Raw genomic sequence first — 17,068 nt, 5'->3', positions numbered from 1 at the left:
TCGGTCGGCTGTGCCGAAGCAAGGCAATGGATTGCCTTGTGGAGGCGTTGGCGGAGAATGTCAGACAGGCGCGTCTCGCGTCTTATGAAAAACACCCCTCCCCTTCGGGGCAGCCCCCCTTGCAGGGGGGCCTTTCTTGCCCTTTAGACGCAAATTGGTATTAGACGGCCCCGCATCGCCGCGCTAAACGCAAATCGTCAACGAGTCGACGCCGCGGCACAAAAAACGGCCCTGCCGGGGCAGGGCCTGAGTACGTCCGCCGAAAGCGCGTCAGCCCGCGCGCCTCACGCTGAGCTCCAGGATCTTCAGCACCATCGCCGTGGCCTTCTCCATCACCTGGACGGGGATGAACTCGAAGCGGCCGTGGTAGTTGTGGCCGCCGGTGAAGAGGTTCGGCGTCAAAAGCCCGCGCCAGGAGAGCGCCGCGCCGTCCGTGCCGCCGCGCATGGGGATGATGAAGGTCTTGACGTCCAGCTCCTTCATCGCGTCGAGGGCCAGGTCCACGACCTCCATGCGCGTCGCGAGTTTGTCCGCCATGTTGCGGTACTGGTCGTGCAGGTCGAGCCGAACCCTCTCCGCGCCGTACTTGTCCCGCAGCCAGCTCACGGCCCTCTCCACGAAGCGCTTGCGCTCCTCGAACTTCTTCGCGTCGTGGTCCCGGATGATGAAGCGCAGGACGGCCTTCTCCGTCGTGCCCTCAAAGCTTGTGCAGTGGAAGAAGCCCTCGTACCCCGACGTCGTCGCCGGCGTCTCGCTGGCGGGGAAGAGGGAGAGGAGCTCGTGCCCCATCATGATGGCGTTCAGCATCAGCCCCTTTGCCGTGCCGGGGTGCACCGCCCGGCCCTCGATCGTCACCACGGCTCCCGCCGCGTTGAAGTTCTCGTAGCACAGCTCGCCGATGGGGCCGCCGTCCAGGGTGTAGGCGAAGTCCGCGCCGAACTTCTCGATGTCCAGCCCCTTCGCCAGCTCCCCCACTTCCTCGTCCGGCGTGAAGGCCACCTTCACGTCCCCGTGCTCGAACTCCGGGTGCTCCAGGAGCCAATCGACGGCCCCCATGATCTCCGCCATGCCGGCCTTGTTGTCCGCCCCCAGGAGCGTCGTCCCATCCGTCACCACCAGGTCCTGCCCCACGTAGTCCTTCATGAAGGGGAAGTCCCGCGGCGACAGGACCACCTTCAGGGCCTCGTTCAGCACGACATCGCCGCCGTCGTAGCCCTTCACGACGCGGGCCTTGACGTCCTTTCCGGACGCCTCCGTCGCCGTGTCCATGTGGGCGATGAACCCGATGGCCGGCACCTTCCCCTTCGCGTTGCCCGGCAGCGTGACGGTCACGTAGGCGTTCGGCGTCAGGGTCACGTCCTTCAGCCCCCGCTCCCGCAGCTCCCGCTCCATCTCCTTTGCCAGGACCATCTGCCCCGGCGTGCTGGGCACGACCCCGGAGTCCTCCTTCGACTGCGTGTCGTAGGTCACGTACTTCAAAAAGTGTTCAAGCGTAGAATACAAGAGAGAAACCTCCTCATACAGGCGGCGGGCCGCGTCGCTGCGGCCCGCTTTCGGTCCATCGGGAACGTTCAACGGCCCTCGGCCAGTTTCCCGGCGAAATGGCAGGCCACGAAGTGCCCCGGCGCGTACTCCGTCAGGGGCGGGGTCCCCTTGGCGCACACGTCCTGGCGGTAGCGGCAGCGCCCCATGAAGCGGCAGGAGTCCGGCGGCTCGATGGGGCTGGGCACGTCCCCCTCCAGGATGATGCGCTCGCGGTTCACGTCCAGCTTCGCCAGGGGGATCGCGGAGAGCAGCGCCTGCGTGTAGGGGTGCATCGGGTTCTTGAAGAGCTCGCGGTACTCCGAAAGCTCCGCGATCTGTCCCAGGTACATCACGGCGATGCGGTCCGACACGTGCTTCACCACGCTCAGGTTGTGCGAGATGAAGACGTAGGTGTAGTTGAACTCCTTCTGCAGCTCGTTCAGCAGGTTCAGCACCTGGGCCTGAATGCAGACGTCCAGGGCCGACACCGGCTCGTCCAGCACGATGAACTCCGGGTTCAGGGCCAGGGAGCGGGCGATGCCGATCCGTTGACGGCGGCCGCCGTCCAGCTCGTGGGGGTAGCTGTTCTCCAGCCTCTCCGCCAGCCCCACCGTGCTCATCAGCTCGCGGATGCGCTTGCGCATGGCGGCCTTGTCGCTGTAGACGCGGTTCACCATCAGCGGCTCCGCGATGAGCTCCCAGACGGAGAGGCGCGGGTTCAGGCAGGAGTAGGGGTCCTGAAAGACGATCTGCACGCGCTTGCGCAGGTCCTTCATCGTGGCCGCGTCCACCTTCGTCACGTCGATGCAGCTCCCGTCCTCCGGGTTCTGAAGCATGACGCTGCCGGAGGTGCTGTCCAAAAGGCGGATGAGGCAGCGGCCCAGCGTGGACTTGCCGCAGCCGGACTCCCCCACCAGCCCCAGGGTCTCGCCGCGCTGGATCTCGAAGCTCACGTCGTCCACCGCGTGCAGCATCCCCCGCTTGGTGCTGAAGTACTTCTTCAGGTGTTCCACCTTGATGTAAGGCTTGTTGTTGTCCGTCATCGCTCTCACCTCCCTGCCGCCTGGCAGCCCATCATGCGGGCCCGCACGGGGCAGGCCACGAAGTGCCCCGGCTCCAGCTCCTGCATCTGCGGCCGGACTGCGGAACAGCTCTCCTCCGCCATGGAGCAGCGGGGGTGGAACGTGCAGCCCGTGGGCAGGGCCATGGGGTCCGGCATCAGGCCGGGGATGACGGGCAGCTCGTCGATGTCCTCGTCGATGTCCGGCACGGAGTTGAAGAGCCCGATGGTGTAGGGGTGCAGCGGGGTCGCGTAGAGCGCGCGCTTGTCCGCGTACTCCACCACCCGGCCCGCGTACATGATGGCCACCTTGTCGCAGATGTCCGCCACGATGCCGAGGTCGTGGGTGATGAGGATCATGGAGGCGGCGAACTTCTGCTTCAGCTGCTTCATCAGCTCCAGCACCTGGGCCTGAATCGTCACGTCCAGCGCCGTCGTCGGCTCGTCCGCGATCAGGAGCGTCGGGTCGCAGGCCAGCGCGATGGCGATGACCACGCGCTGCTTCATGCCCCCCGAAAACTGGTGCGGGTAGTCGTGCATGCGCTCCCGGCGGATCCCCACCAGCTCCAGCATGTCTCCGGCCTGGGACAGGGCCTCAGCCTCGCTCACCCGGCGGTGCAGCCGGATCATCTCCGCGATCTGCTTGTCCACCGTCATCACGGGGTTGAGGCTCGTCATGGGGTCCTGGAAGATCATGGCGATCTTCGCGCCGCGGATGTGGCGCATCTCGGCCTCGCTCTTGCTCAGCAGGTTCTCGCCCTCGAACAGGATCTCGCCGCTCTTGATCCTTCCGGGCGGGTTCGGGATCAGGCGCATGATGCCCAGCGCCGTGGTGGTCTTGCCCGCGCCCGTCTCGCCCACGAAGCCGAGGGACTCGCCGCGCCCCAGCTGCAGGTTCAGTCCCTCCACCGCGTGGACCACGCCGCTGTCCGTCTCGTAGTGGATGGTGAGGTCGCGGACGTCCAGCATGAGGTCCCGTTCGTTCTTCTCGTTCGTCGTTGTCATAGTCGCACCTCCGCCCCGTCAGCGCTTCAGCTTCGGGTCAAGCGCATCGCGCAGGCCGTCACCAAGGAAGTTCAGCGCAAGGATTGTGAACATGATCGCCAGGCCGGGGTAGAGCGTCATGTGGGGGAAGTCGCGGATGTACTGGCGCCCGCCGGACAGCATCGCGCCCCACTCCGGGTTCGGCGGCTGGATGCCGAGGCCGATGAAGGAGAGCCCCGCGGCGTTCAGGATGGCCGACGCCACGCCCAGGGTGGACTGCACGATGATGGGGGCCATGCTGTTGGGGATGATGTGCTTCAGGATGATGCGCAGGTCCGGGCTGCCCACGGCCCGCGCGGCCTCGATGAACTCCATGTTGCGGATGGAGAGCACGGAGCCGCGCACGATGCGCGCGTAGGTGGGGACCGCCGAGATGCCCACGGCGATCATCAGGTTCATCAGGCTCGGCCCCAGGGCCGCCACGATGGCAATGGCCAGGAGCGTCTGGGGGATGGAGAGCAGCACGTCCATGACGCGCATGATGGCGTTGTCGAGCCTCCCGCCGTAGTAGCCGGAGACGGCACCCAAAAAGCCCCCCAGGACCAGCGCGATGCCCACGGCCACGAATCCGACCTGCAGGGACACGCGGGCGCCGTAGATCAGGCGGCTCAGGATGTCCCGGCCGAACTCGTCCGTGCCCAGCCAGTGCGCGGAGCTCGGCGTCTTGAACATCTGTGACAGGTCCTGAGCCGTGGGGTTGTAGGGGGAGATGACTTCGGCGAAGATCGCGCAGAAGACCAGGAGCAGGATGATGGCCAGCCCAAACATGGCCAGGGGGCTCTTGCTCAGGCGAAAGAGGACCTCCGCCAGGGGGCCGCGATGGACGCGCTTCGTCAGCTCGGGGACGACGCTGCCGTTCGTCTCGCTTTTATCGCTCATCTCAAGCCCCCCTTATACGAGATCCGCCTTGATGCGCGGGTCGATATAGGCATACAGAAGGTCCACCAGCAGGTTCACGATGCTGAAGGCGATGGCCACGAACAGCACGCCGCCCTGCACCATGGGGTAGTCGCGCGCCATGATGGCGCGGATCATGAGCTGCCCCACGCCCGGCACGGCAAAGACGGTTTCCGTCAGGATAGCGCCGGACAGCAGGCTTCCGAACTGAAGCCCGCAGAGCGTCACGACAGGGATCAGCGCGTTGCGCAACGCGTGCACCCAAATGACGATGGACTCCTTCTGGCCCTTCGCCCGCGCCGTCCGGATGTAGTCCGCCCGGACGACCTCCAGCATGGAGGAGCGCGTCATGCGCGTGACCATGGAGATGGACTGGGCGGCCAGCGCCACGGAGGGCAGGATCATGGCCTTGAAGGTGGAGAAGCCCGACGAAGGCAGCCAGCGCAGGTGGACGGAGAACAGCAGGATGAGCAGGAGTCCCAGCCAGAACACCGGCATGGAGAGCCCCACCATGGCGAAGATCATCGTGATGGTGTCAAACCACGAGTACTGTTTGATCGCCGAGATGATGCCGCAGGGGATGCCGATGAGGATGGCGATGATCATGGCGAAGGCGGAGAGCTTCAGGGTGTAGGGGAAGGCCGTCAGGAGCTCCTTCATGACGGGGCGCCTCGAGCTGTAGGAGCGGCCGATATCCCCATTGATCGCCTTCCAGACGTAATTTCCGAACTGCACCAGGTAGGGGTCGTTCAACCCCTCCTTGTCCCTGAATTCCTTGATGGCCTCGTCCGTCGCCATGTCGCCAAGGACCATGCGCGCGGGGTCGCCCGGCGTCAGGTAGAGCAGGGTGAAGACGCAGAACGCGACCCCCAGGAGGACAGGGATAAGGAACAGGACACGGCGAATGATGTATCGCAGCATCGAAGGATCATCCTTCCTTTCCTAGAGTTTACAGGGGTAGTGCGCAGAGAGGGAGACGTGAAATTTTTGCCCCGGCCGGGCCGGGGCGTCAAAGAACGGACGGCAGAGAAGTTCCCCTCCCCGCCGTCCGTTGACCTCAGGAGTTCAGCCCCAGGGGGCCTGTCTCAGGAACGGGCCTCCGGCCGCGAACGAAAGCGGCCGGGGACTCCTTCAGGCGCTTTCCCTCTTAATCCTCGAAGTAGGCCGGAGCGAACCGGTGGACCTCGAAGGGGTTGATCTTGAAGCCCTTCACGGCCTTGCGGACGCCCACAACCGCCTCGTCGTTGTGCAGGTAGACCATCGGGCACTGCTCGTTGATGAAGAGCTGCATGTCCTTATAGACCTGCTTGCGCTCGTCGCCGTCCTGAAGGCTGCGCCCCTTGGCGAGGAGCTCGTCCAGCTCCTTGTTGCTGAAGCCCGTGTAGTTCGTGCCGGCACCGGTAGCCAGAAGGCCCGCCACGGCGTAGTTGGGATCGGGAACGGAGAGGCCCCAGCCAAGCAGGAACACGTCGTGGGCCCTCTGCTGGAGGATGCCGAGGTAGGAGCCCCACTCCATCTGCTTGATGTCCGTCTTGATGCCAAGCTCGGCAAGCTGAGACTGAATGATCTGCGCCATGTCCACGCGCTCCTTGCGCTCGTTGGTGAGGATGGTGAAGGAGAGCGTTGCGGGGTCGATGCCCGCCTCCTTGAAGAGGGCCTTGGCCTTCTCGACGTCCCGCTCATGCACCGGGAGCTCGTCGTTGATCGAGTACTTCGTGGAGGACGGGATCAGGCTGCGGGGGGTCTTGCCAACCCCGCGGAACACGGCCTTCTGGATGCCCACCGTGTCGAGAGCGGCGAAGACGGCCTGGCGGAAGCGGGCGTCGTTGAAGGGGGCCTTCGTGGTGTTGAAGCCCATGTAGGTGGTGGAGGAAAGGGGCATACGCTGCAGGGTCAGCTCGTCATTCCCCTCGACGCGGGAGAGCTCGACCGTGCTGATGGGGTAGGAGATGTCCACGGCGCCCGTCTCAAGCTCGATGGTCCGGTTCGTCGGTTCGGGGATAGCGCGCACGGTCAGCGTCTTGACCTTCGCCTTCTCCCCCCAGTAGTCGTCGAAGCGCTCGAAGGTGTAGTGGTCGCCCTTGGCCCACTCCTTGAACTTGAAGGCGCCGGTGCCCACGGGCTCTATGCCGTAGTCGTCGCCTGCGGCCTCAACGACCTTCTTGTTGACGATGCTGCCCCAGCTGTGAGACAGGGAGGCGAAAAAGGGCGTGTTGGCGGTCTTGAGGTGCAGGATCACCGTGTAGTCGTCCACGATCTCGACGTTATCGAGGTCCTGGGAGTACTCGTGGATCTGAGCCCCACGGGGCGTGTTGGCGCGCTCGAGGGAGAACTTGACGTCCTCGGCCTTCATCTCGTCGCCGTTGTGGAACTTGACGCCCTTGCGCAGGGTCATCTTGTAGTCCTTGTCCGTCAGAAACTCCCACTTCTCCGCCAGGCAGGGTTGCGGCATGCCGTCGTCGTTCAGGATGACCAACGTGTCGTAGATCTGGGCGCAGGCGCGCGAGGTTGGGTAGTCGTTGTGGTTGATGGGGTCCAGCGTCGTGGCGTCGTACTGGTCGGCGACGACCAGCTCATCCTTCGCCGCCAGGGCCGCGCCACAGAGCGACAGGGCCAGCGCAAAAGCCAGAACTGCAGAGACGAACTTCTTCAATGCTATCCTCTCCTTACGGAAGATATCCCCCTCCTGACAGGGGGGAACCCCCAGGGGGCGGACGCCCCTCCGGTTGTTTTTATATTTTACCATCCGCGCCGCCGCACCGACTTCCGCCCGCGGGCACAACGTCCCCTCTGCGGCGGGGCACTAAAAACGCGAAATTCGTCCTTTGGATTTTATTGTAGTGACGAGGGCGGCGCCCTTGATACGCTTTTGATTTTTTATTTTAGCACGCCGGAGCCGTCAGGGAAGGGAAGGCCGGCCGCCAAACCGAATATATTATTTTTCACCACCCCCAGCGCACCGCCGGCAACCAGGGGACAGAGAACGCCTCAACGGCGTTCGCATCCTGAAAGAGGTTGGCTTTCCCGCCGCCATGTCGTAAAATAAGAGTCAGGGCCAAAGCGTCGCAGACGGCCTCCAAAGGGCCGTCGGGGCGCGGTCCCGGTCAAACGGTTTTGAATGCTTTTTGACCGGCTTTTTTCTTTGTGCTTTTTTTGGAGGGGATATTTTTGTTGAAATGCGGAATCGTCGGCCTGCCTCTTTCGGGCAAATCCACGGTGTTCAACGTCATCACGCGCGCCGGAGCGGAGGTCAAGCCCTACGCGGGCGGCAGGACCGAGCCGAACCGAGCCCTGGTCAGCGTCCCGGACGCGCGCTTCGACAAGCTGACCGAGGTGTTCAAGCCCCGAAAGGAGACGCCCGCCGCCATCGAGTTCGTGGACCTGGCGGGCCTGTCCCGCGACGCCAGCAAGGGCGCCGGTCTGGGCAACTCCTTTCTCTCCTTCGTCGCGGAGTCCGAGGCGCTGCTGCACGTCGTGCGGGCCTTCGACAACCCCTCCGTCCCCCACCCGGAGGAGACCATCGACCCCCTGCGCGACTGGAAGATCGTGGAGACGGAGCTCATCTACCGCGATCTGGGCGTCATCGGAAACCGCCTCGCGCGCCTTGACGAGAAGGCGGCGAAGCGCAAGGCCTCCCCCGCCGAGAACGCGGAGGGGGAGCTTCTGCACGCCCTTCAGGACCACCTGATGGAGGAGCGTCCCCTGCGTGAGTTCCCCCTGACGGAGGAACAGCGGCGCACCCTGTCGGGCTTCGCCTTCCTGACGCTGAAGCCTGAGCTCGTGGTCCTGAACCTGGACGAAGGCCAGACGGGCGACGTCCCCGAAGCCGTGCCCCTGCTGTCCGCGCTGGCGGAGAAGGGCCTGACGGCGATCCGCGTGTACGGCTCCATCGAGATGGAGCTTGCGCAGCTGACCCCGGAGGAGCAGAAGGAGTTCATGAAGGACCTCTCCGTCGAGGAGCCGGGCCGCGATCGCCTGATCCACGAGGCCTATCGCCTCCTGGGGCTCATCTCGTTCTTCACCAGCGGCGAGGACGAGGTGCGTGCCTGGACTCTCCGGAACGGCGACGCCGCCCTGGACGCGGCGGGGGCCATCCACTCCGACCTGGCGCGCGGCTTCATCCGGGCTCAGGTCGTCTCCTTCGACGACTTCGCGGCCAACGGCTACAGCATGGCGTCCTGTCGGGACAAGGGCGTCCTCCGCCTCGAGGGGAAGGAGTACCCCGTCCGGGACGGTGACATGATCGAGATTCGATTCAACGTTTAGCGGCAACTTGTTGTCGTGCGACCTCCAGCGGCGGCCCGCCCCTTGCAAAAGGCGGGACATAATGTGAGAATACGCAGGAGAACCCGGTTTGAGGAGATGGAGTTCCCATGGAATTTTTAAACGGCATCGCTGAGAAGCTGGCACCCATCCACGAGAAGATCCTGGACCTGACAAACCCCTTGACCTTGACGATCGAGGCGTACATCCCGCAGCTTGCCTCCTTTCACGATCAGCTCATCTACGTCCTGATCCTGGCTGTGATCTTGCTCTTTGGCCTGCTGAGGAAGGGCCCGTTGCGGCTGACGAGAGCCAGGCCCCCGCGCCGGGTCGGCCCCGAAATGCGGATGAGCCGGTCGTCCGCGCCATCGACGCCGACCTCGCTCCCACCGAAATTCAAGAGCGTTGTACACGGGCGCGTGCTGGATTATGGATCTCAGGGCTACGGCGCCCAGCCGATGGGGTCCGCAGTGGCGTTCGGTGCGGCACAGCAGTCCCCCGCTGCGGCGCAGGGCTACGGCGCCCAGGGCTTCGCCCCCCAGCCGATGGGCGCGGCGTCGGCCTTCGGCGCGGCGCAGCAGCCCCCCGCTGCGGCTCAGGGCTACGGCGCCCAGGGCTTCGCCCCCCAGCCGATGGGCGCGGCGGCCTTTGGCGCGGCACAGCAGCCTCCCGCTGCGCCTCAGGGCTACGGCCCCCAGGGCTTCGCCTCCCAGCCGATGGGGTCCGCGGTGGCCTTTGGAGCGGCGCAGCAGCCTCCCGCTGCGCCTCAGGGCTACGGCCCCCAGGGCTTCGCCTCCCAGCCGATGGGGTCCGCTGCGGCCTTTGGCGCGGCGCAGCAGCCCGCAGCGGCGCCTCAGGGCTACGGCGCCCAGGGCTTCGCCTCCCAGCCGATGGGTCCTGCGGCGGCCTTCGGCGCGGCGCAGCAGCCCCCCGTTGCGGCTCAGGGCTACGGCGCCCAGGGCTTCACGTCCCAGCCGATGGGGTCCGCGGCGGCCTTTGGCGCGGCGCAGCAGCCTCCCGCTGCGCCTCAGGGCTACGGCGCCCAGGGCTTCGTCTCCCAGCCGATGGAGTCCGCGGCGGCGTTCGGCGCGGCGCAGCAGCCCGCAGCGGCGCAGGGCTATCCTGCTCAGCCCGATGTCGTGCCCCAGGCGGAAGCCCCAGCGTTCGACGTGGGCGTACAGCAGCCCGCAGCGGCGCAGGGCTATTCCGCCCAGCCCCAGGCAGAAGCCCCCGCGTCCGACGCCAGAGCACAGCAGCCCGCAGCGGCTCAGGGGGACGCGATCCCGAAGATGGGGACTCCCGTGTTCGACTTCAACTCCTTTGCGCAGCAGCCCGCGGCTGAGCAGAGTTATCCCGCTCAGCCCGATACCGATGCCGTGCCCCAGGCGGAGGCCCCAGCGTTCGACGCGGGCGCACAGCAGCCCGCAGCGGCGGAGCAGAGTGATCCCGCTCAGCCTGATACCGATGCCGTGCCCCAGGCGGAGACCCCAGCGTTCGACGCGGGCGCACAGCAGCCCGCAGCGGCCCAGGGGGACGCGATCCCGAAGATGGGGACCCCCGTGTTCGACTTCAACTCCTTTGCGCAGCAGCCCGCGGCCAATCCAGACCACGCTGCCCAAAACCACGTCACGCCTCAGGCGGACAGCGACTCCAGCGAGCCCATTGCCTCCGACGCGACGCCCTTCGTTCCGGAGCGGCAGGCCGAGGTGCCCGATGCCGACGTGCCGCATGCTGCGGAGGAGGAGCCTCAGGCGAAGGAGGAAGAAGGGCCATCGGCCTCATGGAAGGAGCCGGACGCCCCCACCGCCGAGGAGCGCCTGGCCCGGCTGTACCCCAACGTGGAGTCCGAGTTTCAAAACCTCTACATCAACCTCTACGCGGATCAGGAGCTCACGACGGACTTCAGCGACCTGCGCAACAGCGTTTCCCAGCGCATCCTTCAGAATCAGTCGCCCCTGCCCCTCTTCGACCCGGGCCAGGGAGACACCCGCGACCTCCTGTTGGCGCACATCGCGAACTCCGCGCGGGACGTCATAGAAAAGTTGTCCGAGGACCGGCAGGACGACCGCCCGAAGTTCAACCTGCACGAGCAGGAGCTCCACAAGATCTATCGGTGCATCCTCTACAGGCTGAACGACTCCGGATTGATCGACGAGGAGACCATCAAGCGCCTGGTGCAGGAGGCCCGCGACCTGACCTCGAACCGTTAGCCATCCGGCAGAGGCGGCAGATTTGGGAGGCAGAACGTGATCAAACTGATGATTTTCGACCACGACATGACGATCGTGGACTCGAGCTACGCCATCATGGCGGGCTTCAATGCCGTGGCCGACGCGGTGGGACGCCCCAGGGTGGACCACGGGCAGGTGATGCGCTGCATCGCCATGCCGCTTCCCGACTTCTGCGCGGCGCTCCTGGGGGAGTGCCGGCCCGAGTGGACCCGAATGTACGTCGAGAAGTCCCATTCCCTGGAGCGCAGCCTGCTCCGCCCCTTCCCCGACCTGGCGCCGGCCATGACGGCCCTGCAGGCGATGGGACTTCACTTGGCCGTGGCCTCGAACCGGGAGGACCCGCGCCCCACCATGGAGCAGTCCGGGACGGCGCGCTACTTCAAGCGGCTCATCGGCGCCAGGAGGCCGGACGGCGGGCGGCGACCCTTCAAGCCCGCTCCGGACATGCTGCTCGAACTGATGGGGGACTTCAGCGCCACGGCGTCGGAGACGCTCTACGTCGGGGACTCCGACCTCGACATTCGCTCCGCCCTCGCGGCGGGCGTGCGGGGGGTGGGCATCACGCGCGGCAACTTCACGCGGGAGCAGTTTGAAACCCTCGGCGCGTGGCGCGTCATCGACTCCCTGATGGAGCTGCCGGACCTCGTCAGGGCCGAGAACGGCGAGGCGTCCTGATGTCCGGGCCGGAGGAGCGCAACCGACCGGGCGCGGACCCCGCAGAGGAGGCCTGGCTGCCGAAGAACCGCCTGGGGGACGAGCGGAGCCCCTTCCTGCAGCAGCACGCGCGGGACCCCATCGGCTGGTATCCCTGGGGCCCCGCGGCGTTCGAGGCCGCCCGCCGCGAGGACAAGCCCCTGTTCCTGTCCATCGGCTTCTCGTCCTGCCACTGGTGTCACGTCATGGAGCGCGAGTGCTTCTCGGACCCGGAGACGGCCGAGCTGATGAACGACGCCTGCATCCCGGTGTGCGTGGACCGGGAGGAACGTCCGGACCTGGACGCGCTGTTCATGGAGGTCTGCCGGCTGCAGAACGGCTCAGGGGGCTGGCCCCTCAACTTGTTTCTGACGCCGGACGGACGCCCCTTCTTCGCCACCACGTGGCTGCCCAAGCGCACGACGGGACAGATGCCCGGCATAACGGACATCCTGCCCCGCGTCAAGTGGCTCTGGCTGATGCAGCGGGAGGACGTCCTGCGCGCGGCGGAGGACCTGACGGCCCTGCTTCAGCTTCGATGCAGGCTGCCCCGGAAGGGGCGCGTGGGGGCCGCGGCAGCGCGCGAGGCCCTGAACACCCTGCGCCGTTCCTTCGACGCGAACTGGGGCGGCTTCGGGACGGCCCCGAAGTTTCCGGAGGTCCCGAAGCTCCTCTTCCTGCTCCAGCAGGCGGGCTCGGCCCTCAACTCCCGGCAGGAGCGGGACGAGGCCTTCGCCATGGTGGACCTGACGCTGCGACGCATGTGGCGGGGCGGCATCCACGACCACCTGGGAGGCGGCTTTGCCCGCTACGCGACGGACGAACGCTGGATCACCCCCCACTTCGAGAAACTCCTTTCCACCCAGGCTGCGCTCCTCCTGACGGCGTCCCTCGCTCAGGAGGAGAGGCCCGACCCCTTCTACAGGACGATGGCGGAGGACATCGTCGGCTTCGTCGTCCGGGACCTGTCGGACCCCTCCCCGGCCTTCTACACCTCCATCGACTCGGAGAGTGCCGAGGGCGAAGGGCGCTACTACCTGTGGCGCGACGACGAGGTTCGGGCCCTGCTTCCGGACGGGGAGGCGGGCCTGTTCTGCGCGGCCTACGCCGTCATGCCGGGGGGCAACTTCGGGGATGAGCTGGCCGGCGCTAAGATCGGCTACAACATCCTGTACGAGGCCACCACCGTCTCGGAGCTGGCCCGTCGGTTCGGCCTGCGACCCCAGGACGCGGCGCAGAAGCTGGCCGACGCGCGCGCGCGCCTGCTCGACGCGCGGCGAAGGCGGCCGGCCCCGGCCTGCGACGCGAAGGTCCTGATGGGCTGGAACGGGCTCATGATCGGCGCGATGGCCCGCGCTTCCTCCGCCTTCGAGCGCCCCGATTGGCGGGAGCTGGCGGAGCGCACGGCGTTCTTCCTCCAGAAGACGCTCCTGGACAGGAAGGTCGGCTGGCTTCGCCGCTGGCGCGGCAGCTCGGATATCCCCGCCTTGGCCGGCGACTACGCGGCGCTGCTGTGGGGCGTGACGGAGCTCCACCGCGCCGCCGTCAAGGCCGGAGCCGGAGAGAAGCAGGCACAGGACTGGCTGGACTACGGCGCCCTTCTGGCGGAGGCCATGATCGAGAACTGTCTCGACCGGGATGAGGGCGGGCTCTTTCTCACCCCCAGAAGCGATGCGAACATCTTCATGCGCTACAAGACGGCGGAGGACGGCGACCTGCCCTCCGCCAACGCGCTGGCGGCCCTGGCCCTCTCGCGCCTCGGCGCGGCGCTTGAGGAGAGACGGTACGCGGACCTGTCCAAGGAGATCGTCGCGAGTTTCGCCCACGCCGCGGCGCAGGACCCCGTGTCCCACCTGTCCCTCATCGCCGCGTCGGCCCTCTGGAGGCCGGTGAAGCCGAAGGACGAGGAAGTCCGGAAAAATCCTCCGGAGGAGCCGGAGGAACCCGCCACCGCCGCGCCGGACGGAGGGGATGAGCCGGCGCCGGAGGAGGAGGTCCGGCGGCGCCCCGACCGCGCGACGCGTCACGAGCGGGCCGCACGCCACGAGAGAAGGCTGTCCCGCGCCCACCGGAGCGCGAGGTCGAGGGACAGGTAAACGCTGATTTGATCGGGGGCGCAGCCCCGTCGATCGTTCAAGCGTCAGGAAGCGCCGACGGCTCGCCTTCAACAGCCCTTGCGGGTCGATCGATGCTCCACTGAAGAATAAAGATGGATCGGGCGCGAAAGCGCAGGAGCAGCCAAGGAGGTTTCAGCATGGGAAAATTTTGGAGGCAGGCCGGGGCCCTGGCGCTCGTCGCGGCGCTGGCACTGCCTGCCGAGGCTCTGTATCAGTTTGACGACCTGTACGGGCCAAGCGGCGTGGGAGCGCAGTGGATGGTGATCACGGGAGGCTACGACACCCTGGGGGACACCGCCGACGCCGCGAGGGGCGGGACGGGGCTCGACGCCTCAGGCGACATCGTGTCGAACCGAAACTCCATGGAGGTGGTGAACGGACGCTCCACCAGCGCCTTCGACCGCGACTCGAACCGGGACATTCACACGCTGTTTCTGGTCCTGCCCGCCTCCCAGGGGAACCTGACGGTGAACCTCTCCTCGTCTGCCCCCGATGCCGTCACGCCGGACGCCCTGGTGGACAACGCCGTCTACGCCGTCCAAAAGACGCCGGCCGGCACGCCCACGGGCAAAACGTACTACGACCGCTCCTGGAAGCAGCACCAGCTCCAGTTCGTCAAGAGGAAGAACCCCGGCGTATACGAGAGCGTGAGGGGCAATTTCCTGTTCCATCAGAACCCCGGCTCCGCCTACCCCTCCACGCCCTCCCAGACGCTTCAGGTCCCCTTCGTCATCGCCAACGTCTACAACGGCACGGCGGCGGACGAACCCCTCCAGGTGAACGCCGCGCTGCGCGACAACACGACCTCCGTCCAGGGCAACATCGTGGCCTGCGACCGCTTCAAGTGGGACGTGACGGACGACATGACGACGGGCGGCAACCAGTGGGTGTTTGTGCCCGTGGAATCGTGGCCCGTCAACGACGAGCGGATCCACTACACCCTCACCACCGAGGTGACGAACCACACGGCCGTCCGGTATGCCGTCCAGCGCTACGACCAGCACGCCTGGGCGCACCAGAACCCCGCCTTCTGGAAGTTCGACCTGCCCCGGACGCCGAACCAGCGCGACGTGCCCCCGCGCTTTCAGCTGGACGAGAAGAGCCACATCGCACCGGGCCTCACGGCGGTCTATCGCCAGCGCTACAACGTGAACCAGGGCGAGAAGACGCCGCTTCGCCTCTACCCCGTGGACCCCGCGGCGGGCTTCCGCAGCCTGACCCTGAACCACCAGATCATCTTCGGCGTGGACCTGGGCAGCGTCGAGGCCGACACGGGCAGCGGCGGCACCACCCAGGCGGCGCCCTACAGGGTCCAGGCGTTCAACCCCCGCGCGGCCAGCACCACCTTCCTCGAAAACGTGGCGAAGGCCATGAGCTCGCGGGACAGAGCGGTCCCCCTGGAGGTGAAGGTCCCGGAGGCCCGGCTCCTGAACGTGGGCTCCGTCAAGTACGACTACGTGGCGGGGGACGTCCTGAACTCCCTCTCCGTGAACCTGAAGGTCCCCGCCAACCTGCGCAGGACGGGCATGGAGGGGATGCTGCCCCTGCACGTCACCTTCAACCTGCCGCGGACGAACCTCTACGTCAGCCGCCACTGGGACAGCCTGCTGGAGCAGTGGCACAAGACGGGGGACGTCCACGACGAATTTGCCCAGGCCTTCAGCGTGTACCTGCTGAGCCGCCGTAAGGGCGAGCCCGACAACCCCTGGGACATGGTGCAGGAGATGATCAAGCGGGGGGCCTACGACAGCCAGGTGAAGGTGTTCATGGACGAGGACCGCGGCGTCATCACGGTGAGCTTCATCGCCATGCTGATGGACGGCACCCGCGACGGCGCGCGCCCGGCGCTCTACCTGGTGCCGGACCAGACCGCCACCACCAGCAACACCTTCATGATCCTGCGCGACGGCCTGAAGGACGACGCGTGGAACCTCACCTTCTACGTCGCCCCGGCGGAGTACGTCGATAACGACCGCCCCGGGCCGGGGCCCAGGCAGCCGAAGGACGCCAAGGGGTCGGGCGGCGGCTGTGACGCGGCGGGGTCGGGCCTGCTGTTCGGTGTGCTGGCCGCCCTCGGTGCGGCACTGCGGCACAGGGGGAGGCGGGGGTGATGCGGCGCCTGCCCCTGCTGGGCCTCCTGTGCCTGGGGGCGTTCTGCTCCGCCGCCTTTGGGCTTGTGGGGGTCAAATACGTCCGCATCCAGGGGCCCAGGGAATTGGACCTCCTCCAGGGGCAGTCCCTGAGCCTCACGGCCCTGGCCTACGACGCGGACTGGAACCCGATCTCGGACGACAGCGCCTCCCTCAGCCTGAGCTGGAGCAGCAGCGCGGGCGCGGTCCTCGTCGAGCGCCTCAACAACCAGAGCGCCCGCATCCGCGCCGCCGCGCCGGGCCGGGCGGAGGTGACGGTCCGCTCCTCCTCCGCGTCCGACGCCGTCTCCGTCGTCGTGAGGCCCCGGATGACGCACCTGGACGTAGCGCCGCGGGTCCTGGAACGGCTGAGCCGCTTCAACGAGGAACTGGCACGGTACGGCATGGCCCTCGGCTTCGCGGACCTGGACCCGGCGGCGACGGAGAGCGCGGCGTTCCAGCGCGAGTTCCGATCGGCGTGGAACGCCTCCCCCGCCCCCATCCGGAGCATCCCCGCTACGTCGCCCGTCGCCTTCTCCCGGCGTCAGGAGTACGCGGACGCCGCCCGGCCGGGCGTGACCCTCACGCTGCCGGACAGCGCCCGCGGCGACCTGCTCTCCGTGAGCTTCGAGTGCGTCTACGCCTGGGCGGAGCTCTCGAAGCTCCTGGGCCGCGAGGCGACCCGCGGCAGCGTCCCCGACGCGGAGGAGCTGTTCCGCGCCCTGACCCTGACCTTTCAGGGGGCGGGGACGGGCGCCTCGGCCTACGCGGTCGTCGGCCGGGGCGGCGTCCCCGCCTCCGAGGCGGAGGCCGCCGGCGCGCTCTCGGTTCTCCCCGACGAGAGCGGCGTCACCGTCAGGCTGACGGCCTGGCTGGCCAACCTGCAGGCCGAGGCCGGACCCCGCCTCCTCCATGGGCTCCTCCTCGTGCCGGACGGCACGGCGGACGGGACGCTGGGGGGCACGATGTGGACGACGGAGCGCCCCTCGGCGCAGAGCGGGAAGGCCGGCGGCTCAGGCGGCGGTTGCGCGGGGGTGAACGCCCCGGCCGCGATGGCGCTCGTCGGATGGCTTCTCTTGAGATGCTCCAGGAAAGGAAGGTAACCCGCAG

General features: G+C 67.1%; 12 protein-coding genes. 6 read left to right on the top strand and 6 right to left on the bottom strand.

The genetic code is table 11. The features are described 5' to 3' along the window. Nucleotides 1–270 precede the first annotated feature (270 nt). From pepT to ACK28C_RS05065, 6 genes are all read right to left on the bottom strand, one after another. Nucleotides 271–1,503, bottom strand: coding sequence for a peptidase T (pepT, locus tag ACK28C_RS05090; protein ID WP_208873457.1), 1,233 nt, complete (start codon nucleotides 1,501–1,503; stop codon nucleotides 271–273). Between the two features lie 68 nt (nucleotides 1,504–1,571). Continuing rightward, a complete protein-coding gene (locus tag ACK28C_RS05085) occupies nucleotides 1,572–2,567 on the bottom strand; it encodes an ABC transporter ATP-binding protein (protein ID WP_015556787.1) in 996 nt (331 codons plus the stop codon). Nucleotides 2,568–2,572: 5 nt separating this feature from the next. Next, the gene (locus ACK28C_RS05080) at nucleotides 2,573–3,589 is read right to left on the bottom strand and encodes an ABC transporter ATP-binding protein (RefSeq protein ID WP_015556786.1); all 1,017 of its coding nucleotides are present in this window, start codon (nucleotides 3,587–3,589) and stop codon (nucleotides 2,573–2,575) included. 18 nt (nucleotides 3,590–3,607) lie between these two features. Beyond that, complete coding sequence (nikC, locus tag ACK28C_RS05075) at nucleotides 3,608–4,507, bottom strand: nickel transporter permease (protein WP_409152553.1); 900 nt, start codon at nucleotides 4,505–4,507, stop codon at nucleotides 3,608–3,610. Between the two features lie 12 nt (nucleotides 4,508–4,519). After that, nucleotides 4,520–5,446 carry a nickel ABC transporter permease gene (gene nikB / locus ACK28C_RS05070; protein WP_015556784.1) on the bottom strand — a complete coding sequence of 309 codons (927 nt, stop codon included), beginning with the start codon at nucleotides 5,444–5,446 and terminating at the stop codon, nucleotides 4,520–4,522. A 226-nt stretch (nucleotides 5,447–5,672) separates the two neighbouring features. Next, nucleotides 5,673–7,271: an ABC transporter substrate-binding protein gene (locus ACK28C_RS05065; protein ID WP_208873453.1), complete on the bottom strand. Its 1,599-nt coding sequence runs from the start codon at nucleotides 7,269–7,271 to the stop codon at nucleotides 5,673–5,675. Nucleotides 7,272–7,693: 422 nt separating this feature from the next. Here ACK28C_RS05065 and ychF point away from each other — a divergent pair, with 422 nt between their 5' ends. From ychF to ACK28C_RS05035, 6 genes are all read left to right on the top strand, one after another. After that, on the top strand, nucleotides 7,694–8,791 hold the full coding sequence (gene ychF, locus ACK28C_RS05060; RefSeq protein WP_208873451.1) for a redox-regulated ATPase YchF: 1,098 nt from the start codon (nucleotides 7,694–7,696) through the stop codon (nucleotides 8,789–8,791). A 107-nt stretch (nucleotides 8,792–8,898) separates the two neighbouring features. Then, nucleotides 8,899–10,998 (top strand): hypothetical protein, encoded by a 2,100-nt coding sequence (locus tag ACK28C_RS05055; RefSeq protein ID WP_409152552.1) that lies wholly within the window; start codon nucleotides 8,899–8,901, stop codon nucleotides 10,996–10,998. Between the two features lie 36 nt (nucleotides 10,999–11,034). Beyond that, nucleotides 11,035–11,694: an HAD family hydrolase gene (locus tag ACK28C_RS05050; protein ID WP_409152551.1), complete on the top strand. Its 660-nt coding sequence runs from the start codon at nucleotides 11,035–11,037 to the stop codon at nucleotides 11,692–11,694. Then, on the top strand, nucleotides 11,694–13,808 hold the full coding sequence (locus ACK28C_RS05045) for a thioredoxin domain-containing protein (protein ID WP_409152550.1): 2,115 nt from the start codon (nucleotides 11,694–11,696) through the stop codon (nucleotides 13,806–13,808). The genes ACK28C_RS05050 and ACK28C_RS05045 overlap by 1 nt, the downstream gene beginning before the upstream one ends. Before the next feature lie 158 nt (nucleotides 13,809–13,966). After that, the gene (locus ACK28C_RS05040; protein ID WP_409152549.1) at nucleotides 13,967–15,940 is read left to right on the top strand and encodes a hypothetical protein; all 1,974 of its coding nucleotides are present in this window, start codon (nucleotides 13,967–13,969) and stop codon (nucleotides 15,938–15,940) included. Next, nucleotides 15,940–17,061, top strand: a complete 1,122-nt coding sequence (locus tag ACK28C_RS05035; RefSeq protein ID WP_409152548.1) for a hypothetical protein — start codon at nucleotides 15,940–15,942, stop codon at nucleotides 17,059–17,061. Before ACK28C_RS05040 ends, ACK28C_RS05035 begins: the two co-directional genes overlap by 1 nt. The last annotated feature ends 7 nt before the right edge of the window (nucleotides 17,062–17,068 follow it).

This window comes from Fretibacterium fastidiosum, from assembly GCF_964642095.1.
GTDB classification, from domain to species: domain Bacteria; phylum Synergistota; class Synergistia; order Synergistales; family Aminobacteriaceae; genus Fretibacterium; species Fretibacterium fastidiosum.
The sequence above is the reverse complement of the archived record's forward strand: the minus strand, read 5'-3'. Positions and strand labels throughout refer to the sequence as shown.

Bases quoted from the DNA above. Each gene is read 5' to 3' on its own strand.
- ACK28C_RS05085 (WP_015556787.1), bottom strand. From the start codon at position 2,567: ATGACGGACAACAACAAGCCTTACATCAAGGTGGAACACCTGAAGAAG.
- ACK28C_RS05080 (WP_015556786.1), bottom strand. From the start codon at position 3,589: ATGACAACGACGAACGAGAAGAACGAACGGGACCTCATGCTGGACGTC.
- nikC (WP_409152553.1), bottom strand. From the start codon at position 4,507: ATGAGCGATAAAAGCGAGACGAACGGCAGCGTCGTCCCCGAGCTGACG.
- nikB (WP_015556784.1), bottom strand. From the start codon at position 5,446: ATGCTGCGATACATCATTCGCCGTGTCCTGTTCCTTATCCCTGTCCTC.
- ACK28C_RS05065 (WP_208873453.1), bottom strand. From the start codon at position 7,271: ATGGTAAAATATAAAAACAACCGGAGGGGCGTCCGCCCCCTGGGGGTT.
- ACK28C_RS05055 (WP_409152552.1), top strand. From the start codon at position 8,899: ATGGAATTTTTAAACGGCATCGCTGAGAAGCTGGCACCCATCCACGAG.
- ACK28C_RS05045 (WP_409152550.1), top strand. From the start codon at position 11,694: ATGTCCGGGCCGGAGGAGCGCAACCGACCGGGCGCGGACCCCGCAGAG.
- ACK28C_RS05040 (WP_409152549.1), top strand. From the start codon at position 13,967: ATGGGAAAATTTTGGAGGCAGGCCGGGGCCCTGGCGCTCGTCGCGGCG.
- ACK28C_RS05035 (WP_409152548.1), top strand. From the start codon at position 15,940: ATGCGGCGCCTGCCCCTGCTGGGCCTCCTGTGCCTGGGGGCGTTCTGC.